Genomic DNA, 21,279 nt, shown 5'->3' with positions numbered 1-21,279 from the left:
ACTCCACCGTCCGTTTCCTAGTCGCGTTTCTTGCCCGGGAGGGTTCCCATCATCTTGCAGATAATCCCGAGCATGATTTCGTCGGCACCACCGCCAATAGACACCAGTCGAACATCCCGGTGCGCGCGGGAAATCGGGTTATCCCACATGTAACCGTTACCGCCCCAGTACTGCAGGCAGCTGTCTGTGACCTCACGCCCAAGACGTCCGGCCTTGAGTTTGGCCATGGAGGCCAGGCGGGTGACATCCTTGCCTTCAACGTGCAGCTCGCAGGCCTGGTAGGTGAGGGCGCGCAGGGCCTCGACTTCGGTTTGCAGTTCGGCCAGGCGGAAGTGGATTACCTGGTTGTCGATCAGCGGCTGGCCGAAGGTCTTCCGCTCGCGACAGTACTCGATGGTCTTGGTGATGCAGTTTTCCAGCGCCTTGATCACGTTCGCCGCACCCCAGATTCGCTCCTCCTGGAACTGCAGCATCTGCATCATGAAACCGGTGCCCTCGGCGCCGATCCGGTAGCGCTGGGGCACACGGACGTCGTCAAAGAAAATCTGCGCGGTTTCGGAAGAGCGCATGCCGAGCTTGTTCAGATGCGGGCTGAAGGAGATGCCCGGCGTTTTCGTGGGCACGATGATCAAAGACTTGTTCTTGTGGGGCTTGTCGTCCGAGGTGTTGGCCAGCAGGCAGATAAAATCCGATTTGGGGCTGTTGGTGATCCACATCTTGGAGCCGTTGATGATGTAGTCGTCGCCGTCTTTCCTAGCGGTGGTTTTCATCCCCGCCACATCCGAACCTGCGCCAACTTCACTGACGCCAATACATCCCACCATGTCGCCGGCAATGGCCGGCGCGAGGAAACTGCGTTTCAGTTCATCAGATCCAAACTGGGAAATGGCCGGGGTACACATATCGGTCTGAACCCCGATGGCCAGCGGCACACCACCACAATGGGCCATGCCAAGCTCTTCCGCAGCCACCAGGTTGTAGCTGTAATCCAGCCCCATACCACCGTACTCCTCCGGCTTCTGGATGCCGAGGATTCCGAGGTTTCCGAGCTTTTTGAACAGTTCATGAATCGGGAATTCCCCGGCGGCTTCCCATTCGTCGCAGTGGGGATTGATTTCCTTCTCGACGAAATCGCGGACGGTTTTTCGAAGGGCTTCGTGTTCGGCTGTGAATTTCACGTTCCTGTTCTCCTGCTGGTAGAGAGTCCGTGCCTTCTCGGTGTTGGTGCACGTTCTTTAGCTTGGGACGCGGCTGTGTGGGATCGGTTTCAGAAAACCGCTACGAGCACATCCATGTGCGCTTGGCGTCGGCCATCCATGGCCGCCGACATTTTCTGAAACCGATCCCACACAGCCGCTTATGTTTGCAAACTGTTTGCTGCCTGCTGGCAGTTTTGTTGTTTTTGTAGGTCGGGTTAGCCAAAGGCGTAACCCGACAGATTGGCGGGGTGGCCTGGCTTTTTTTGTCGGATTACGCCTTTGGCTAATCTGACCTACGTTTGTTTCTCGCATACTTCTGAAAAGCGCTCTCACTGAAGGCGTTAACTCCGAATCCTGAAGAATCGGTTGGGCCCCTCTGTCCAAAAATGTCGACGGCCAAGGATGGCCGGCGCCAAGCGCACATGGATGTGCTCGTAGCGTTTTTTGGACAGAGGGGCCCAATCGGTTCCTGCAGCTCATTCCGAAGACCAATAGGCGGGCCCCACCAAACCCAGAAAGCCTAAAGGCGGGCCACACCAAAGGTATTGGGCCGCAACTGCCGAGCCTCGGCTTCCCGGCAAACGTCCAGAACTAGGGCCAGAACGCGCCGCGTATCCCGCGGGTCAATCAACCCGTCATCCCACAATCTGGCCGTTCCGAACAGCGCCGTTGAGCCTTCCTCCAGTTTCTTCGCCGTGGCCTGCTCCAGAAAATCCAGTGTCTTCGGATCCGGCTCCATGCCGCCGCGGCGCTGCTTGTCTTCAGCCACGATACGCATCACCTTTCCTGCCTGCGCCGGCCCCATAACTGCGGTTCGGCTGTTGGGCCAGGCAAAGATGAACCTCGGATCCAGGCCACGGCCGCACATGGCATAGTTACCTGCACCATAGGAACCGCCGATGACAATTGCGACCTTTGGCACTCGACAGTTGGCCACAGCCTGGATCATTTTCGAGCCGTGTTTGATGATGCCGTTCTGCTCTGAGTGAGTGCCCACCATGAAACCGGTGGTGTTATGCAGGAACAAAAGGGGCGTTCCGGCCTGGTCGCAGAGCTGGATGAACTGGGCGGCCTTGGCGGATCCAGCCGGGGTGATCGGGCCGTTGTTGCCGATGATGCCGACTGAATGACCTTCAATTCGGATGGTGCCGCAGACGGTCTGGTCGTCGAACTCGTTCTTGAAGTCCATGAACTTTGAACCGTCGGCAATGCGGGCGAGGATTTCGCGCACATCGTAGGGCTTTTTGGAATCCGCCGGGATGACACCCAACAGCTCCTCGGCCGGGTAGAGCGGTTCCTCCCATTGAAGTTCGCGCCGGGGTGGCAGCTGCTCGTTCCAGGGCAGGGCTTCGAGGATGTTTCTGGCCTGGCGGATGCCGTCGGCGTCGTCTTCGGCCAGGTACTCTGCCGTTCCTGCCACGGTCGCATGCATCTCCGCGCCGCCAAGTTCCTCATCGGTGGCAACTTCGCCGGTTGCTGCCTTCAGCAGTGGTGGGCCGGCCAGGAACATCTTGGCTTGTTCGCGCACCACGATCACGTAGTCGGACAGACCCGGCTGGTAGGCGCCGCCGGCAGTGGCATTGCCGTGAACTACGGTGACCTGGGGAATGCCCGCAGCCGACATCCGCGCCTGATTGGCAAAGCCCCGGGCGCCGAGCACGAAAATATCAGTGGCGTAGTTCAGGTTGGCGCCGCCGCTCTCGGAAAGGGATACCACCGGCAGCTTGTTTTCCATGGCGATCTGCTGCAGGCGCAGCGTCTTGTCCAGGCCGGCAGGGGTAATGGTGCCGCCTTTGATGGCGCTGTTGCTGGCCACCACCAGACAGCGGATGCCGCTCACATAACCGATACCGGCGATGATCCCGCCGCCGGCGAGGCTGCCGTCCTTGTCGTCGTGCATCTTGTAGCCTGCCAGGGAGCAGAGTTCCAGAAAGGGCGTGCCGCGGTCCAGCAACCGGTTAATACGGTCCCTCGGGAGCAGCTTGCCCCGTTTGATGAACTTCTCCCGGGCGGCTTCCGCCAAATCCAGAACCTTTTGCTCAACGTCCCGGAACGTGGTGATGTGGGCGTCCATGGCTTCGGCGTTGGTGCGGAAGTCCTCGGACGTGGAGCTTACCGTGGATTCAAGTACCTGCATGGTCGGCTCCTCAGTCGTCGCTCAGAACTTTCGGGGTGATGGCCCGGTGAAAGCCGTTGTAGGGTTCGTTGTTCTTGGCTTTCGGTAGCGGCCAGACCCGACCTCCCTGTGACGCACCGCCGTCGATCCGCAGACAATCCCCGCTGATAAACGCTGCGCCAGGGCTGAGTAAAAAACAGATGGCCGAGCTGACTTCGGATTCGGTGCCCATGCGTTTGATCGGGACGTTATCACCAAGGCTGCGAATCCACTGCTTCATGTGTTCGGGGTAGTTATCCATGCCACTGGAGGCAATCCAGCCCGGAGCGACTGCGTTTACACGAACCCCGGACGCGCCCCACTCAACGGCGGCTGTCTGGGTAAAGTTCACCATGCCGGCCCTGGCGGCGCCGGAGTGTCCCATGCCGGGCATACCACCCCACATATCGGCCACGATATTTACAATAGCGCCCCCGGTTTTTGACAGCGCCTGGGTGTAGGATTCCCGTGCCATCAGGAAGCCGCCGGTCAGATTGGTTCGAACCACCGTCTCCCAGCCCTTCTGGTTGATCCCGGTCAGCGGCGCCTGGAACTGCCCGCCGGCATTGTTCACCAAACCATTCAGGCCTCCGTGTTCGGCAATGATCGCCTTCACCGTGGCCTTGACCGAGTCCTCTTCACGGATATCACAGACATGGGCGGACGCAATGCCGCCGTCCTCGGTGATCTCTGCTTTCACAGATTCCACTTTCTCGGCCTTGCGGCCGACCAGGGCAACCCGTGCGCCCAGGGCAGCGAGTTCATGGGCCGTACACCGGCCAATACCAGAACCGCCGCCGGTAACAATATACACCTGGCCCTTAAACAAGTCGGGATGAAACACAGACTGATAGCTCATAGTAACGAAGACCCTTTCAAAGTTCGGGCGCTCTGGTTGGTAGCGCGTTTCGGGACTGTGAGCAGCAAGGATGCTGCGATCAAGCCTACATGGATGATGGGATGAACACCTCTTGTTGAGATCGGCGTCAAAGCGCCACTATTAGATGTGCAAAATCAATAGGTCAACAACAAGAGGTGTTCAGATGAACGTTACCCTAATCGGAATCGACTTGGCAAAAACTGTCTTTCAGGTTTGTGGTGTGAACCGAAGCGGCAACCCGGCGTTCAATCATCAAGTGCGCAGGAATAGGCTGATTGAGAAGTTGCTGCAGTATCCGGAAGCGACGATTGCCATGGAGGCCTGCAGTGGTTCGAACTACTGGGGTCGGGAGCTAAAGAAGCTGGGCTTTGAGGTGTTATTGATTCCGCCCCAGCATGTGAAGCCGTTTGTGAAGGGCAACAAGAACGACCGGAACGATGCCTTTGCGATTACAGAGGCCGCCCGGCGACCGAGGATGCGGTTTGTGGAACCGAGATCGCTGGAGCAAACAGACATACTGGTGCTGCATAAGCTGATCAATCGGAAGGTCCAGGCCCGGACCGCGTTGATCAATCAGATCCGGGGCTTTCTGAACGAGTACGGCGTCATCGTTGCGCCGGGCAAGGAGCGATTACTCAAGGCGTTACCAGAGTTGCTGGAGGACGCGGAGAACCCACTGACCTGTGCTGCCAGAGAGGCCTTACAGAGTCTGTTGGAAGAGTGGAGAGAGGCCAATCGCCAGATACAGATGCATGAGGCGAAACTGAAGCAAACAGCCAAACAGCTGGAGCCGGCACGGCGCCTGATGGGCGTGAAAGGGGTTGCGGAGAAAACGGCAACCGCGGTGGTGGCCTATGCCGGTGACGGTAAGGCATTTAAGAGCGGGCGACACTTTGCAGCCAATCTGGGATTGGTTCCGAACGAACACTCCAGTGGCGGCAAGCAAAAGCTCGGACGCATCACCCGTCGAGGGAATAACTATCTGCGCCGATTATTGGTTCAGGGTGCCTGGTCGGTCATCCGATACACGGATAAAGCCACCGACCGGCTATCACGCTGGGCGGCAGGGGTTATTGAGCGCAGAGGCAAACACAAAGCGGTGATTGCCGTGGCCAACAAGTTGGCAAGAATTCTATGGGCAATGCTCTACCACCAAACGGAGTACCGGGCGGCGTAAAGCAGCACCCAAGGAGCAAAGGCACCCCACGCAAATGCGGTGAGTAATGAGTTAACAGGGTTAAACCGGCCCTTGTGAATGCTGGCGAGCACACGGAGCTCCAACTCCGTACGGACGATAAGCGGCAAGGGCGCGGTTTTCATTGAGGCCAGAGTCACCGAAGTGACTCATCATAAAGGCCGGATATACGTGCGCAGTTTTACCCAGTTAACTTTTTACACCACCGAGAGCTTGGGAGGCTTGCGCAACAAGAGGTCTACATATATGTATTCACGGCGTGTCCCGGAACGCGCTATCAACCAGAGTGCATGCACCAATAAATCAATCTTTAACCAGACCAGAAGGAACAGGCACCGGAAACTCCAATAGCTGCTGCGCAAACGCCTTCCCTTGTGGATCAATCCGCAGGCTGGCCACGCCACCGCCGCCAAGGCTGTGCTCCAGCAGGAAATTGATGGCCTTCAGCCCGGGCATGGCCCAGCGGGTCACCCGGCCGGTTTCCGGATTCAGGGTATGGGCCATCCAGTCCGCAACCGCCGCTTCCGTCAGCGCGGTTTCAATGAACGGCAGAAATTCCGGTTTGCGGGCGATCACGCCAATGTTGGTGTGGTCGCCCTTGTCACCGCTGCGGGCCCAGGCAAGCTTCACCAGCGGCACAGTGGTGTCCGTTTCGTCTGTCTCGTGTGTGAACGACTGGGGCTGGAGGTCGCTGTTATCGAAACCGCCGCTGGTTTCGACTCCAACGGTTTGCCGCTCGCCGCCCAGATCCACGGACACATCAACTTCCGTTTTCGGCACCAGGCATGAATACAACCGGATCTTCGGCCACACGGTCGGCCGGCCACCCACAATCCCGGTGATTCCCGGTGCCATCCCCGTGGCTGCCTGGGCAATCTCGCGGGAAAACAGTACAAGGGCCTCTTTCTTGGGATGGGCGGTGCTGATCTTGACCACTACTTCGCGGCAATCCTCGCCACGGCCATGAGCACCGTAGGTCGTTTCCGTACCCAGAAGCTCAATACTGGTTTCGCTGTAATCAGGCAGGCCACGTTCGCTGAACATGCGTGAGGTCTTGGCCAGAATGGCCTGTGCGACAGTCTGGGCCTTGGCCCTGGCATTCATGCCTGCCAGCAGGAAGGTAACCGTGCACTTGAAACCATCCGGCCAGGTGCCCGATACCTTGTAACTGTCGGTGGGTGGTAGCCCCCGTGCGCCCCGCACCTGTACACGGTCTTTACCGGTTTCCTCCAGCTCTACACCTGTGAAATCGCAGGTAACGTCAGGCAGCAGGTAGGCCCTTGGGTCACCGATTTCGTAGACCAGCTGTTCCGCAACTGTGCCACGACTAACCAGCCCGCCGGTGTCTTCGGGCTTGGTGATAAAAAAGTCGCCGTTGGCACTCACTTCGGCTATCGGGAATCCCATGTTGGCGTAGCCGCCAGCTACCGCTTCCCAGTCGGTGAAGTTGCCGCCGGTGGCCTGGGCACCGCACTCGAGCAGATGCCCGGCCAGGCTGCCCTGCGCCAGTTTGTCGTAGTCTTGCCAGCTCCAGCCGAACTCGTGCACCAGCGGTGCCAATACCAGGGCACTGTCTGCCACCCGGCCGGTAATCACGATGTCCGCGCCCTGTTCCAGAGCCGCAACCAGACCTGGCGCTCCCAGATAGGCATTCAGGCTGACCATCATTGCGGGCATCGGTTGGCCGGAACCCATCTCCTTGACGCCCATATCTGCGAGATTTTTCTTTTTCATCAGAAGGTCGTCGCCCAGAACCAGGGCGATCTTCATGTCCACGCCGGCTTTTTCACAGAGAGCCTGAAGGGCGTCACGACAGGCCACCGGGTTGACGCCGCCGGCGTTGGCCAGCACCCGAATGCCCTTTTCCTTGATGTCACCGAGCAAGGGGCCCATGACCGTCTGTACGAAATCCCGCGCATACCCCTGGGATGGGTCCTTCATTTTCTGGCCCGCCATGATCGACATGGTGATTTCGGCCAGATAATCGGCTACCAGATAGTCGATATTGCCCTTGTGGACCAGCTGCGCGGCAGCCGTTTCCGTGTCGCCCCAGAAGGCGGCGGAGCATCCGATGCGAACAGTGTTGGGGGATTCAGCCATCTTCCTGTGCCCTGTAAATGATTGCTGATTGAAAATGGGAGCGGTGGCGGTTTTGCCACACGATGGAGATGACAATACCAAGCAAGCGCTTGGTTTGTAAACAGGCATGTTTCAGGTAGAATTAAAGGCCTCTTATGCCAACCGAGTAGCCGTAGTGAGCCAGAACCAGATCCTCCAGTCCCTGATCGCAGAAAACCTTGTGTCAGACCCCAAAGGCGCTCGCGGCCGTCTGCTCACTGAGGCGGCTCGGCTGTTCCGGGAAAAAGGCTACGAGCGCACTACAGTTCGTGACCTTGCCGCTGCCGTGGGTATTCAGTCCGGCAGCCTGTTCCACCACTTTCGAACCAAGGAAGAGATCCTCAAGGCAGTGATGGTAGAAACCATCCGGCTGAACACCGCGCTCATGCAGGCGGCTCTGGAGGCCGCCGATACCACCAGGCAGAAGCTTCGTGGACTGATCCGCGCGGAACTTGAATCTATCAATGGCCAGACCGGCGAAGCGATGGCAGTCCTGGTATTTGAATGGCGGAGTCTGTCGGCCCCGTCCCAGGGCGAAGTGCTGGAACTTCGGGACATCTACGAGAAACTGTGGCTGGATGTGCTGGAATCATTGAAGCGCGAGGGCGCGCTGGAGGCGGATCCCTTCGTTGTTCGAAGGATGTTGACCGGCGCTCTCAGCTGGACCGTAACCTGGTACAAACCGGAGCGGGGAGGGCTGACACTGGATGGCCTGACCGATCAGGTAATGGCAATGATGGCTCTGTAAGCGGATTGGCGTTTTCAAAAGCCATTGTTTTATATCAATAATATTCTGGCAAATTCCTTTCCTTCCGGGCCATTGGCCCGATCGGCATAACAAAATCGGCATTCGAGCCATTTTTGTAGGACAGTTTTCACCGCATTCTTGCACCCGTTGACAAAAACCGAGTTCAGATCGGGCAAACAAAAACAACGTGATGCAGGGTGAAATATGATCTCCTCTCTGGCAAAGCTCGGACCGCATGTCTTTGCGGCTCGCCTCAAGGCTCTCTCGCTGGCAGCCGTTGCCATACTCACAGGTTGCTCGGCCAACCCCATCTACACCACCACCGGCGTTGTGCTCTCCAATTATTCGGAGGGCGAAGCCACGCCCTACGTGTTGCAGATGTCCGACACCCAGATGGCGTGTGCGCTGGGCGAGGGCGTGGATCCGCTGCTCTATTCCTTCTCGCGGGTCACCGATGCACCTGACACCACCGGCTCCCTGTTGATGCTTCTGGCAGGCAATTGTGCGGAGTACAAGGCCTGGGAGGCTGAGCTCGCCTATCTCAGAGCGGATTATGAGGGAGATGTGGAAGCGGCAAAGGACGCCAGGGAAGTGGCAAAGCGATTGAATGCGCTGACCGCGAAACGTCGGTATGCCTCCTTTAAGCGAGCAATGGCCGCCTACGAGTTCGATCCCGCTGCTGAACCCCTCGAGTGCCCCTTTCTGTTCACCGAACAGGACGAAATCACCTTCCTGCTGGGCTTGCTGACCGGTATGCAGGCAATCGTAAACGATGCCAATTCCGGCGCCATGGCCGGAGTCCCCAGGAATATCGCTCCCCAGGCCGAGCGTGCCGCTACCTGTCTGGACAATGAAAAGTGGGGTGGTATGCCAAACGCCATCCGGGCCCTGGTCTGGCTGCTGCTGCCCGACACCCGTCCGGCTCTGGCGCCGGACCCCTGGCAGGTGCTTGAGCACAGCCGGGAACTGGGGGTTGAGAAAGGCATGCGGGTTCCGCACGCGCTTCAAGCGGTCGCCGCCGAAACCTTTGGTCGCCCGGAAAAGCTTGAGCAAGCCATCGCCAGTTTCGCCGCGGCCGATGCAACTATGGAGGTCTGGGACGAGTATCGTCTGGTGGATGAAGTCGCGGCGGGCGTGGTGCGCTTCTCTTCTGACAAACACTGGACCGCCAATTACGGCTACCGGACGCCGCAATCCTTCTTCGGCAGGATGAGCCCTGAGCGGCAAACCGACAACGTCGAAACCATGAATCTGGACGACCTGCTCTAAGGCAGGTTGCCGACATCCTCTGAAAACTGACAAACACAAGAATGACCCGGAGGTCGATATGATCCGCAAATCCCTCGCTGCCATGGCCCTTGTGGCCGCCGCTCCGCTGGCATCGGCACAGTCTGTTTCCATGTGCGTGTTCGATGTAATCGGCGCCAATGGCGACTTCTACAACTTCGTCAAAGACTATGCGCTAGAGATGAAGGGCCACGGCGTGGATTTCGAGCTGAAACCCTACACCGATGAGGGCGTGGCGATCGGTGATTTTAACGCCGGACAATGCGATGCCGTTGCCGCCACAGACATCCGGATTCGTCCATTCAACAAGTTCACGGGCAGCATCAGCGCTGTGGGAGCGCTGCCCACCTACGACAACCTGAAAACCTTGTTGGCCACGCTGGCGCAGCCGAAAGCCGCGCCATTGATGAAGGATAACGGTTACGAAGTGCTCGGCATCATACCGGTGGGTGCCGGTTACCTGTTTGTAAATGATCGCAGTATTGATACTGCCGGCGAGCTGGCGGGCAAGCGAATGGCAACCCTCGACTATCAGAAAGACGCGATTCACATGGTGAACTTCGTCAAGGCCACGGTCGTGCCCTCTGACATCACCAACTTCGCCGGCAAATTTAACAACGGTTCGGTGGATACCGCCTATGCGCCGGCCTTTGCTTACGAAGCTCTGGAACTCTATAAGGGCATCGGCGAAAGCGGTGGGGTTGTGGACTATCCGCTGGCACAGCTGACGCTTCAGATGGTTGCCCGTGATGACGTGCTGGACGACGACACAGCCCAGAAAGCCCGTGAAGTTGCCTGGAATATGTTTCCTCAGGCCATGGGGCTGATTGAAGGCCAGGAAGCAGCCATTCCCGAAGAAAAATGGGTGCGCATTCCTGAAAAAGACATCCGCGGCTATCAGGAGATGTTCCGGGAGAACCGGATCGAGATGCGCGATGGCCTGAACGGGGCGCCGGATGTGTATCACCCGAAAATGATGGGGCTGCTCAGCAAGATCCGCTGTGCAAGTAACCCTGCTGCAGCCGAGTGCACCGCGGACAACCGCGAATAACGGGGCGGAACCATCATGAACTGGCGAGCAATTACCGCTCCGGCAGCACGGACCCTCTACCCCGTACATCGCATTTACGGGGCGGTTCTGCTGCTTCTCCTGCTGTTTACCCTGCTGCTGGGGATGGGCAACTCGCTCCATTCCCGGTTGCTCTGGGTCGGAGAACAGACCTGGCCGAACTATTATCTGCTGAATCCCGAGGCGACAGAGCCGTCCTGTCAGTTGGAAATGGATGTTGATGCCGAAGTGGCTCGCCGGGTGGCCAATTACAAGCCCGACCCCGATGACCTGTTCAGCTCACCGCCCAATCCCGATGCCATCCGCAAATCGCTACAGAGCAATCTGGAACTCTGCCAGCAGCAATACGACGTCTATGAACAGAACCTGGCCCACGCTACGCCAGCCCTAGGGGCGTTCAAGACGGTAGAGCAGGGACTTGCGGACTTCCTGCTCGAGAACATTGAGCTGACCAAGTACCTGTTCATTGCGATGTTCGCGATGGCTGCGGCAATCGCTGCGCTGGACACGGACCACATAGCGTTGCGCCTGCCCCGCAATCGAGCTGAATGGCGGCTGAGCCAGGGTGTGCAGTTTGTGGTTAATGGTCTGATGGTGCTGTCGCTGAATGCTTACCTGGGCAAGCTGGCCACGTCGCCGGGTTCGGAGGGTACGATGAGCCTTCAATATGCCTGGGGCGGGGTCTTCGGCCTCTTTATAGTGATCAATGCAGTGCGTTTCCTGAACGTTCCGGAACGTATCCGCCCCGGCGGTCTTTCCGCTTCGTCCGGTCTGGTGATTCCTCTGTACTGTGCCATGGGCCTGATCGCCATAAGTTATTTCTTCCTGGTAGACGGGTATGCCTCGGGCCTGGCGATCTACTTTGGAATGATGTCCAACCTGTCATCCATGTTCATCAATATCGGACTTTACGTGCTGGTGGGCATGATGCTGAAGCAGACCAGAATTCCCGAGCTCCTGCTCAATCTCATCAAACCTTTTAATCTGCCAGCGCCGATGCTGGCTTCGGTGATTATCTTCGCAACGGCGTTTCCGACAGCGTTCACCGGCGCATCGGGCATTTTCATCCTGGCCGTGGGTGGTGTTGTGTATGACGAGCTGCGCCGAGCCGGGGCAGGGCGGCAGCTTTCCCTGGCAACGACTGCCATGTCCGGAAGCCTCGGCGTGGTGCTCAACCCGTGCCTGCTGATCGTTGTTGTGGCGGCTCTCAATAAGGAAGTGACAACCACTGAGATGTACAGCTGGGGTTTCTGGGTCTTTATCATGTCGGCAACGCTGTTTTCACTGATTGTCTGCAAGACCCAGGGAAACTGGAAGCCTCGTCCGGCGCCCGGCGCTTTCCGTGCGGCTCTCTCGGAAAGCCGGGCCCTGCTGCCTTATGTGGCCGTGGCAGCTCTGGTCATCCTGTCGATCTGGGTTGTTCTCGGCTTGAAGTTCAACGAGTACAGCGCTCCTTTGATCCTGCCCCTGGTAATGCTCGCGCTGGTGTTGCTGGATTCCGGCCGGAGTCGTGGTGAGCAGGGCCAGACCCGTTCCCAGGTGTTCTGGGCACGCAGCTCGGCCGCTGCCAGCGATTCGGCAGTGCACATTGGCGCGCTGCTGGCGTTGATCGGGTTTTCCATCTGCCTGGGGGGAATCCTGGAGCGCTCCAATATCGTTCACGCGCTCTTCCCTGAGGACCTGACCAGTCCCTGGATCGCCATGCTGGTGATCGTCGTGATGCTCACAGTTATAGGCATGGTCATGGACCCGTTCGGCGCGGTAATCCTGGTGTCGGCGACCATTGCCCAGCCGGCGATCCAGCTGGGTATTGATCCGCTGCACTTCTGGATTGTGTGTCTGGTGGCATTTGAGCTCGGTTACCTGAGCCCGCCAGTGGCGCTGAACCACCTGCTCACCCGCCAGGTGGTGGGCGAGACCGAAGTGCTGGCGGCAGAGCGCACAGGTTCCTTCTGGCATCGCTATGAGCGGCTGCTGCTGCCCCTGGCCGTGATGGGCCCCACACTGTTGTTCGTTGCCTTTGTGCCGATGCTGTTCTACGCGTTGTAATGTTGAAGTGCGATAAAGAGGGCCGCCTGAGGGAAACTTCGGGCGGCTTTTTTGCATCTGGAATACAAGAGGAAACGTAGTTTGAACGAAACCGAACACGTGCAAGATGCGTGTTTGGTATACCCTATGAACTAAAATCGATCTGTTGCCAGTGGCCTGACCTATGAATTCGCTTGCCCACCTTAAATTGTTCTCGCTTTTCCTAACACTGTTTTCCTTTGTGGGTTGCGGGGGAGGTGGCTCCGGTAATGGAGAAGCTACACAGCCCATTGCCGTGGCTGGAACCATTGATATTGAGGCGGGCACACGGGTTGATGCAGATAATGCGGATGCACTCACTGGGAGAGCTCCCCTAACTACCATTCAAGAACTTCCTCCGGAGTTCGTGCTCGCTGGCTATGTCAGCGACACTGTTCAACCAAGGCCGTATCCTCTTCTGGAGTCACAGACTGATCTGTTCGAGTATTTTCCCGATGCTGATGATCGTTATGTGGCATCGTTGCAGGCGGGTTTGGAACTCACTCTCCAGAGCTTCACAACAAGGCTTGGAACAGCATCTGATTTGCTACTCACCGTAGAGGCTCCTGACGGTACTACTGTCGGGCAAGCTATTGCACCGGGTAACGGCGCAGCAGTCAGTGTAGCTATCGAAAGTCAGCAAGTGGGCGACTACGGAATAACTGTAACAGCTCTTGGCTCCTCGCCCATGCTGTATATCCTCTCCTCATCGAGAGCTGAAGCATCAAACATAACAAGCTATGACTGGTCAAAACACGAATTCGTAGAGAACGAAGCGATTATTTCTTTGTCTGGTCCTGGTGCGCAGAAGAACAGTCTCCCTCGCACTTCAATGACCGAGGCGGGCCTACAGATTGCTCCGGGAATCTGGAAAGTTCGCAGACCGGCCGGCTTTGCTGCGTTGAGTCACGTAAACGAAGCAGATCAGACGCTTGCCTGGATTCAAAGTCTGCGGGCTGACCCCTCCATTCGGCATGCATCACCCAATTACAGGACTCGGGCCATGCTGACGCCGGTGGACGAGCCTTTCTATACAAGTGGAGTGCTGGCTCAGCAGTGGCATTACAGCCTGATCAACGGGCCGGTTGCGTGGCAACTGGCGCCCGGTGGTGGGAATGGTGTCAGCGTCGCTGTTTTGGATACTGGTTTGTTTCAGGACGGAGGTCAGTGGCATCCGGATCTTGCGAGCAATGTTATCGCTGGTTTTGATGCTTTGGACGGAGATGAGCTTCCAGCTGACCCAGGCAATTCGGTAGGTGGCAGTGTTTATCATGGTACCCATGTGTCAGGCACTGTGGCTGCTGCAGTTAATGGCAGCGGTGGCGCGGGCGTTGCTTTTGGATCGAGGCTGATGCCTGTGCGGGTTTTGGGTGAGGGCGGGACTGGAACGCTCAGTGACCTCCTTGAGGGGATGCAGTGGGTACTAGGGGATCAAAATAGGTCTTCAGCAGACATCGTTAATCTGAGCCTGGGGGGATTGCCTTGTGGTGACCCTGGCGTAGCTGTGACGCTGCAGCAGCTAATTGACGAAGGCGTAGGGAGAGGAATCTTGTATGTGGCTGCCGCAGGTAATTCCGCTACAAGCGAACCCTCCTGTCCCGCGGCACTCGAGAATGTATTCTCGGTCAGCGCTGTGGATGGTGCTGGAGTACCCGCATCGTATTCTAATTTTGGTAGTACGATTGATCTGGCAGCTCCAGGCGGAGACGCCAGCCGCGACGGGAATGGTGATGGAAGGGGTGACTTAGTCAGCAGCACAAGTGCGGCCATCGTCGATGGCCAGCTTCAGCCTGTCTACCGGGGATTACAAGGGACGTCTATGGCCGCTCCGCACTTCTCAGGTGTACTGGCACTTATGAAAGAAGCCAATGCAGCCCTTGATTCCTCTGCGGTTGAGGGATATTTGCGAAGTGGGGCATTAACCGAGCGGCCCTGCGAATCGGGCTGTGAACGAACCGACCAGTTGGGCTATGGTGTACTTGATGGTGGCAAGGCAGTTCAAGCGGTGCTTTCTGGAAATCCGCCGGAACTACTTACTTCCTCTCCGGCCATCGTAAATTTGTCCTCGGAATCCGGGCTTGCTGCAAACGATTCAATTGATTTGTCTCCGTTGGGCAATTACTCGGTAACAATAACCGATGTATCTGCTTCCCAGGACTGGTTTACTGCTTCGCTAACTTCTGCATCCTTACCATTGGAGATAGAGGCGAACCAGGTTGCTCAAGTAGAACTTGTTCTGGATCCGGACAAACTTGACCCTGGAGTTTCCTCTCGGGGTAATCTGGAAATCACATATGATTCGAGGACTGAAATTCAAGCACGATTGACAGTGCCCGTGATAGGTCAAAGGATCACTGATCAGCAAGCCCGAGACGCAGGTCGGCATTTCGTGTTGTTGGTTGAGCCTGAACCTGATCCCCAGACTGGCTTATATGTGACGGTCGGGCAGACTGTCGCCACTGTGAGCGATGGCCAATACACGTTCGAATTTGTTCCGGATGATGGTTTAGCCCCTTTGCTCCGGAACGAAGTGCCACCTGGGAGTTATGTCTTAGTGGCAGGGACGGATCTTGATAACGATGGCCTGATCTGCCACGCAGGAGAAGCCTGCGCCGAATACCCTGTTTCCGGTTTGCGCCAGGAAATTGAAGTGATTGAGGGCGGGTCTATTACCGGTATTCGCATGACCACTAGTTACTCAAGGCCCGCCTTATCCGTGGGTTCATCGGACCTGCTGCCGAGGCCAAATTTTAGGGGTTACCAACTACTACCAGAACAATCTGGTAGTCAATCAAATGCTAAAAGGGTTTTGCGGAATTGATGTTCTCGACGCACCTGCCTAAGGTCTGTTTAATTGTTTTGGGTGTTTTAGCGTCCGGGTGTTCTGTCAGTCAAACTGAGACTGAAACCGGTGCTCCCCTAGCGAGACAAATAACACAGTCAGCGCATTGCGGCTTAGTTGCTCCCGGATCCATACATATCGAGAGCCTGAAAGAGTTGCGACGTCTGGAAACGATGCCCATGAGAAATCTTTCATTAGAGTCAATGAAGGGAATTGATTATCAGCGTGAGCATATTGTGCTTGCTTCAATTGGCCAGAAGCCAACCGGCGGCTACAGTGTCACCCTTGACTTCTCTGAGATCCGTGGCGGAACCCTGGAGCTGAGGGTCAGAGTGGCTGAACCCGCCCCTGGCACCATCGTCACACAGGCGCTCACCACCCCCTGCGCGGTCATCGCGGTGACCGCTGAAGGCTGGGATGATATCCAGATCACCCGCGCCGAAAACAACCGTTGATCTTTCCTCACGAATCCCTAAGCTATGGCTCAGCTTTTCATATCAATCGCGGAGTCAGTTCCTGCCCATGAGCCAGCAACAATATAACGCCGATGCTATTGAAGTACTGAGCGGCCTGGATCCGGTGCGCAAGCGGCCGGGGATGTATACAGACACCAGTCGGCCCAATCACCTGGCGCAGGAAGTTATCGACAACAGTGTGGATGAGGCGCTGGCAGGGCACGCCAAACGCATCGACGTGGTGTTGTACAGCGATGGCTCGCTGAGCGTTGAAGATGACGGCCGGGGCATGCCCGTGGATTTGCACAAAGAGGAAGGCCTGCCTGGCGTTGAACTGATCCTCACCCGCCTGCACGCCGGCGGCAAATTCTCTCAGGGCAACTACAACTTTTCCGGTGGTCTCCACGGTGTCGGTGTATCCGTAGTCAACGCACTGTCCACCCATCTGGAAATAACCATCAAGCGCGATGGCCAATTGCACCGGATGACGTTTGCCAATGGCGACAAAGCGTCCGAGCTTGAAGTGATCGATACCGTGGGCAAGCGCAACACCGGTACCCGCCTGAAGTTCAAGCCCAACGTAACCTATTTCGACAGCCCGAATTTTTCCGTTAGCCGGCTCCGCCATAACCTGAGGGCAAAGGCGGTTCTGTGTCCGGGCCTGACGGTTACCTTCCTCCAGGAAAAAACCGGCGAAAAAGACGAATGGTTTTACGAGGACGGGTTGCGGGACTACCTGCGCACGGCGCTGGCCGATATCGAGGTTGTGCCGCTTGAGCCGTTTACCGGCAGCTTTTCCGGAAACAAGGAAGCGGTGGACTGGGCCATCCAGTGGCTGCCCGAGGGCGGCGAAGCGATCATGGAAAGCTACGTAAACCTGATTCCCACGGCCCAGGGCGGCACCCATGTGAACGGGCTGCGTACCGGCCTGCTTGAAGCCATGCGCGAGTTCTGCGAGTTCCGCAACCTGCTACCCCGTGGCGTGAAGCTCTCTCCGGAAGATATCTGGGAACGGGCAGCCTATGTCCTGTCCTTCAAGATGCAGGAGCCCCAGTTCTCAGGGCAGACCAAAGAGCGTCTGTCTTCCCGTGAGGCCGCGGCCTTCATCTCCGGCGTGGTCAAGGATGCCTTCAGCCTTTGGCTCAACCAGCACACCGATGTGGCAGAAGCACTAGCTGAGCTCTTCATCAGCAATGCCCAGCGTCGGCTGCGAGCCAGCAAAAAGGTGGCCCGCAAGAAAGTCACCTCGGGCCCCGCACTCCCGGGTAAGCTGGCGGACTGTTCCGGTGGGGATACCGCCCGGTCCGAGCTGTTCCTGGTAGAAGGTGATTCTGCAGGCGGTTCCGCCAAGCAGGCCCGGGACCGGGAGTTCCAGGCGGTGATGCCGCTTCGGGGGAAAATCCTCAATACCTGGGAGGTTGATTCGGGCGAGATCCTGGCGTCCCAGGAAGTTCACGATATTGCCGTTGCGATTGGTGTAGATCCCGGTTCTGACCAGCTGGATGGCCTTCGGTACAACAAGATCTGCATCCTTGCTGATGCGGACTCGGATGGCCTTCACATTGCCACGCTGCTGTGCGCGTTGTTCGTCAAACACTTCCGCCCTGTGGTTGCCGCCGGCCATGTGTTCGTTGCCATGCCGCCGCTGTATCGGGTAGATCTGGGCAAGGAAACCTTCTACGCCCTGGATGAACATGAAAAGCAGGGCATTATCGACCGTATTGCCGCGGAGAAGCGCAAGGGCAAGATTTCGGTGACCCGCTTCAAGGGTCTGGGTGAGATGAACCCGCTTCAGCTGCGTGAGACCACCATGGCCCCGGACACCCGTCGCCTGGTCATGCTGACCATCGAAGACGGGGATGATACCGATAGCCGGATGGACATGTTGCTGGGCAAGAAGCGCGCATCCGATCGAAGGGCGTGGCTCGAGACCTACGGCAACATGGCGGACATCGAAGTTTAATATTCTATAAGATGCTATAAAAAGCATCCTTTATTCTTTCTCTGTCTTCTGCAAAGTCGTTATCCTGCCAGTTTTCTGATCGGGAAGAACCGTTGATGGACTGGCAGGGCTGGTTTGCGCTGGGCCTCGCAGGCACCGCGTTGATACTGATGAGTGCAGGGCGATTTGCGCCCCATCTGGTGATGATGGGTGTGCTCGTGGTGCTCAGTGCCAGCGGGATTGTGTCCGCGGACCAGGCGCTCGCCGGGTTCAGCAACAGTGGTCTGATCACCGTGGTTGCCATGTTTGTGGTGGCTGCGGGCATTCATCATTCCGGCGGTGTCGATCTGCTGGTGCATCACCTGCTTCGCAATCCCAAGACCGTTCGTTCTGCCCAGGCACGGATTGCCCTCCCGGTGTCCCTTCTCAGTGGTTTTCTCAACAACACCCCGGTTGTCGCCACCATGATCCCGGCGGTGCATGCGTGGTCCCGCAAGATCGGTATCTCACCGTCCAAATTGATGATTCCCCTGAGCTACTCCGCCATTCTCGGGGGTACCCTGACACTGATCGGCACCAGCACGAATCTGGTCGTCAACGGCCAGTACCAGCAGCTAACCGGCGAAGAGGGCTTCTCCATTTTCTCGATCACGGCGGTCGGGCTGCCGGTGGCGGTGATCGGCGTGGCCGCTTTGCTGCTTGTTATGCCCCGTGTGCTTCCGGATCGTAAGGATCAGCAGAAATTTGGCTCCATGAGGGAGTTTACCCTGGAGGTCGCGGTGTCGTTTGACGGGCCGCTGGTCGGCAAGACTGTTGGTGAAGCCGGGCTCCGGGAGCTTGAGCGATTGTATCTGGTTGAGATCGAACGCGATGGCAGCGTGGTTACGGCGGTGCCCTCGGAGGAGCGACTCAGGGGTGGCGATCGTCTGGTGTTTGCCGGTGATACCCAGGCCATTTCCGACCTCCTGCGGATAAACGGTATCGTCCCGTCAGTCCATGAAGACGAGCCGAGCTTGAGCAAGGATCGGGCGGAACGGCGTCTGGTTGAAGCGGCATTGTCGCCCCAGTCCGATGTGTTGGGGCTGACCATTCGCGACGCCCGGTTCCGGGACCGTTACGGTGCGGTTGTGCTGGCCGTTGCCAGGGGTGGGGAGCGTGTTTCCGGCAACCTTGGGAATATCCGCCTCAAACCTGGCGATGTGCTGCTTCTCGAGGCCCGCCCCGCGTTTGTCAGCCGACAGCGCTATAACAAGGACTTTCTGCTTATTAATGACCTGGAAACCGAGACACCCCGGCATGACCGGGCGTGGCTGTCCTGGGGAATCCTGTTGGTGCTGGTGGGTCTCGCTGCCTGTGGCACCCTGAGCATGCTTAACGCGGCCCTGCTGGGCGCCGCAGGAATGATTCTGACTGGCTGCTGCTCGGTGGGCCAGGCCCAGAAGTCCGTGGATGTGCCGGTGATCCTTACCATTGCGGCCTCCTTTGCCATGGGCGCGGCTCTGGAACAGACCGGCGCGGCAGGCTTTGTGGCTGCAGGCATCCTTGAATTCAGTCAGGGCGACGTACTGTTAACGATCCTGCTGGTTTATCTCGTGGTGTCGGTCCTGACCGAGGTTATTACCAACAATGCGGCGGCGGTCCTGGTCATTCCCATCGTTCTGTCGATGACGAACAGTATGGGGGTGGCCGCCGAGCCGTTTGTGATTGCGGTGATGATGGCCGCGTCCGCCAGTTTTGCCACGCCGCTTGGGTACCAGACCAACATGATGGTATTCGGGCCTGGTGGTTACCGGTTCGGTGATTTCGTGCGGGTCGGTTTACCCATGAACGTGTTTGTTGGCGCCGTTACCGTTGTGGTTATTGCCGTGGTCTACGACATCACTCCCGGTCTATGAGCGCTGTTCGGTCGGGTTGGCGAGAATGTCGCAGCACAGCACCTGAAGCTTGCCGTCCTGGTAGTACCCCAGTGACAGGGTCACGCACATATAGGCTCCGGTGACGCAAAGGTAGGGGGCGGTTACGTGCAGGCTTTCCGGTTGAGCCAGCGCCTGGCGAAGGAACTGCTGGCGAAACCAGTCGGCGCTGCTGGTGCTCTCCAGGGGTTTGAAACGCGGGTCCATACTGCGTGTGCCCGCATCGGAAACCAGGGTGTCGTCCATCTGAACGCCCTTGTCGTCGACCAGGTAGCAGCGGGAAACGGCTGGGTGGTTCAACAATTCTAGACAGGATTGCTGCATGCTCATCCCGCTGCGAAGCTTCGTGATTGCGTGGTCGAAGAAGCCACTGAAAAAGTCCACCAGTTGCCGGGTCGGATCCAGGGTAACCTGGTTGCGGGTTTTGTATTCCTGCAACAGATGATCGAAATCGGCGGGTGAGTGACTCAGTTGGTCGAGGTCTGTGCTCGGTCTGCGGAAATAGAACCCCTGAACGAAATCCACGCCCGCATCGATCGCAATCATTGCCTGATCACGGGTTTCCACGCCTTCCAGAAGAACCAGGCAGCCGGACTGGTGCAGCAGTGACACGATGCCGTTCAGAATCTGGCGTGCCTTGTGATCATCTGTCGCACGGGTAAGCAGTTGTCGATCCAGTTTCACGATGTCGGGTGACAGGTTCCAGATTCGCTCGAAATTGGAGTGGCCGGCACCGAAATCATCAATGGCCGTCAGACAGCCCAGTTTCTTGTAGTAGGCAACCGTTTCCCGAAGCCTTTCGGCGTCGTCTGTGGGTTGCTCAACTATTTCCATAACAATCCGGTGTGGAGGTAGGCCGGTTTTGGCCAGAAGCTGTCCGAAGAACGAATCGGCCTGGCTGCCGCTGGTTACCACCTGGGGCGAAACGTTGAGGAACAGCCAGTTCAGCTGATCGCGAATGCCGCTGTAATTGCGTATGTGCAGATAGCGGCAAAGGCGGTCAAGGAGAAGGTTCTCAGCCTCGGAGGCCGGTAGCTGGAACAGGTGCAGCGGCAGTACCGCGGAGTTATCCGTATCAAAGGCCCGGATCAGGGCCTCATAGCCGACGATACGTTTGTGTGAAATGCTGTAAATCGGCTGGAGCGCTGTTCTCAACGTCAGTCCGCGAAAATCTGCGGTCCATGTGTCATCGTCCCTGTTCAGCATAGGAGACAACAGGTCCACTTCCGGAGCTGTCAGCTTTTCAGGGAGGCGTCTCGACATAGATGATTCTGGTTGATTGAACGAACGCATCAGTCGCCCCACTCTGGCGCCTGAACTGTCTTTTATCAGTACAGGTTTCGCCTGAAAAATCGAGAAGTTACTGATAGTTGGAAGGAAGATTGCCAAAAAACCGAGTTTATTACCAC

14 protein-coding genes are annotated in these 21,279 nt (G+C 57.5%); 9 read left to right on the top strand and 5 right to left on the bottom strand.

The annotated features are described in order from the left end of the window. Positions 1-17: 17 nt before the first annotated feature. From AC5JQH_RS03860 to AC5JQH_RS03850, 3 genes are all read right to left on the bottom strand, one after another. Positions 18-1,178: an acyl-CoA dehydrogenase family protein gene (locus tag AC5JQH_RS03860; RefSeq protein WP_493805316.1), complete on the bottom strand. Its 1,161-nt coding sequence runs from the start codon at positions 1,176-1,178 to the stop codon at positions 18-20. Positions 1,179-1,719: 541 nt separating this feature from the next. Further along, positions 1,720-3,336 (bottom strand): acyl-CoA carboxylase subunit beta, encoded by a 1,617-nt coding sequence (locus tag AC5JQH_RS03855; RefSeq protein WP_104269891.1) that lies wholly within the window; start codon positions 3,334-3,336, stop codon positions 1,720-1,722. 10 nt (positions 3,337-3,346) lie between these two features. After that, positions 3,347-4,213 (bottom strand): SDR family oxidoreductase, encoded by an 867-nt coding sequence (locus tag AC5JQH_RS03850; protein ID WP_008174073.1) that lies wholly within the window; start codon positions 4,211-4,213, stop codon positions 3,347-3,349. A gap of 184 nt (positions 4,214-4,397) precedes the next feature. Here AC5JQH_RS03850 and AC5JQH_RS03845 point away from each other — a divergent pair, with 184 nt between their 5' ends. Beyond that, positions 4,398-5,411 (top strand): IS110 family RNA-guided transposase, encoded by a 1,014-nt coding sequence (locus AC5JQH_RS03845; protein ID WP_286816921.1) that lies wholly within the window; start codon positions 4,398-4,400, stop codon positions 5,409-5,411. A gap of 321 nt (positions 5,412-5,732) precedes the next feature. Here the strand turns inward: AC5JQH_RS03845 and AC5JQH_RS03840 are convergent, their stop codons facing one another. Further along, positions 5,733-7,529 (bottom strand): acyclic terpene utilization AtuA family protein, encoded by a 1,797-nt coding sequence (locus AC5JQH_RS03840; RefSeq protein WP_008174075.1) that lies wholly within the window; start codon positions 7,527-7,529, stop codon positions 5,733-5,735. A gap of 106 nt (positions 7,530-7,635) precedes the next feature. On the opposite strand from AC5JQH_RS03840, the gene AC5JQH_RS03835 reads away from it, so the two are divergent. The 8 genes from AC5JQH_RS03835 to AC5JQH_RS03800 all read left to right on the top strand — a co-directional run bounded on the left by AC5JQH_RS03835 (position 7,636) and on the right by AC5JQH_RS03800 (position 19,852). After that, positions 7,636-8,295 carry a TetR/AcrR family transcriptional regulator gene (locus tag AC5JQH_RS03835; protein WP_493805315.1) on the top strand — a complete coding sequence of 220 codons (660 nt, stop codon included), beginning with the start codon at positions 7,636-7,638 and terminating at the stop codon, positions 8,293-8,295. A 204-nt stretch (positions 8,296-8,499) separates the two neighbouring features. After that, positions 8,500-9,564, top strand: coding sequence for a hypothetical protein (locus tag AC5JQH_RS03830; RefSeq protein WP_008174078.1), 1,065 nt, complete (start codon positions 8,500-8,502; stop codon positions 9,562-9,564). Positions 9,565-9,622: 58 nt separating this feature from the next. Next, positions 9,623-10,633, top strand: coding sequence for a putative solute-binding protein (locus AC5JQH_RS03825; RefSeq protein ID WP_008174079.1), 1,011 nt, complete (start codon positions 9,623-9,625; stop codon positions 10,631-10,633). 15 nt (positions 10,634-10,648) lie between these two features. Then, positions 10,649-12,700, top strand: a complete 2,052-nt coding sequence (locus AC5JQH_RS03820; protein WP_008174080.1) for a TRAP transporter large permease subunit — start codon at positions 10,649-10,651, stop codon at positions 12,698-12,700. Positions 12,701-12,863: 163 nt separating this feature from the next. Beyond that, entirely contained in the window at positions 12,864-15,539 is a 2,676-nt protein-coding gene (locus tag AC5JQH_RS03815; protein WP_493805314.1) for a S8 family serine peptidase, read from the top strand. Between the two features lie 200 nt (positions 15,540-15,739). Further along, a complete protein-coding gene (locus tag AC5JQH_RS03810) occupies positions 15,740-16,015 on the top strand; it encodes a protease complex subunit PrcB family protein (protein WP_217646330.1) in 276 nt (91 codons plus the stop codon). A 67-nt stretch (positions 16,016-16,082) separates the two neighbouring features. Beyond that, on the top strand, positions 16,083-17,978 hold the full coding sequence (gene parE, locus AC5JQH_RS03805) for a DNA topoisomerase IV subunit B (RefSeq protein WP_092031029.1): 1,896 nt from the start codon (positions 16,083-16,085) through the stop codon (positions 17,976-17,978). 95 nt (positions 17,979-18,073) lie between these two features. After that, positions 18,074-19,852: an SLC13 family permease gene (locus tag AC5JQH_RS03800; protein ID WP_053112725.1), complete on the top strand. Its 1,779-nt coding sequence runs from the start codon at positions 18,074-18,076 to the stop codon at positions 19,850-19,852. On the opposite strand, the gene AC5JQH_RS03795 is transcribed toward AC5JQH_RS03800, so the two are convergent. Continuing rightward, on the bottom strand, positions 19,847-21,133 hold the full coding sequence (locus AC5JQH_RS03795) for an EAL domain-containing protein (RefSeq protein ID WP_482902575.1): 1,287 nt from the start codon (positions 21,131-21,133) through the stop codon (positions 19,847-19,849). The genes AC5JQH_RS03800 and AC5JQH_RS03795 overlap by 6 nt on opposite strands. Positions 21,134-21,279 lie beyond the last annotated feature (146 nt).

The sequence above is a fragment of the Marinobacter sp. H13 genome (genome assembly GCF_059072335.1).
The sequence above is the reverse complement of the archived record's forward strand: the minus strand, read 5'-3'. Positions and strand labels throughout refer to the sequence as shown.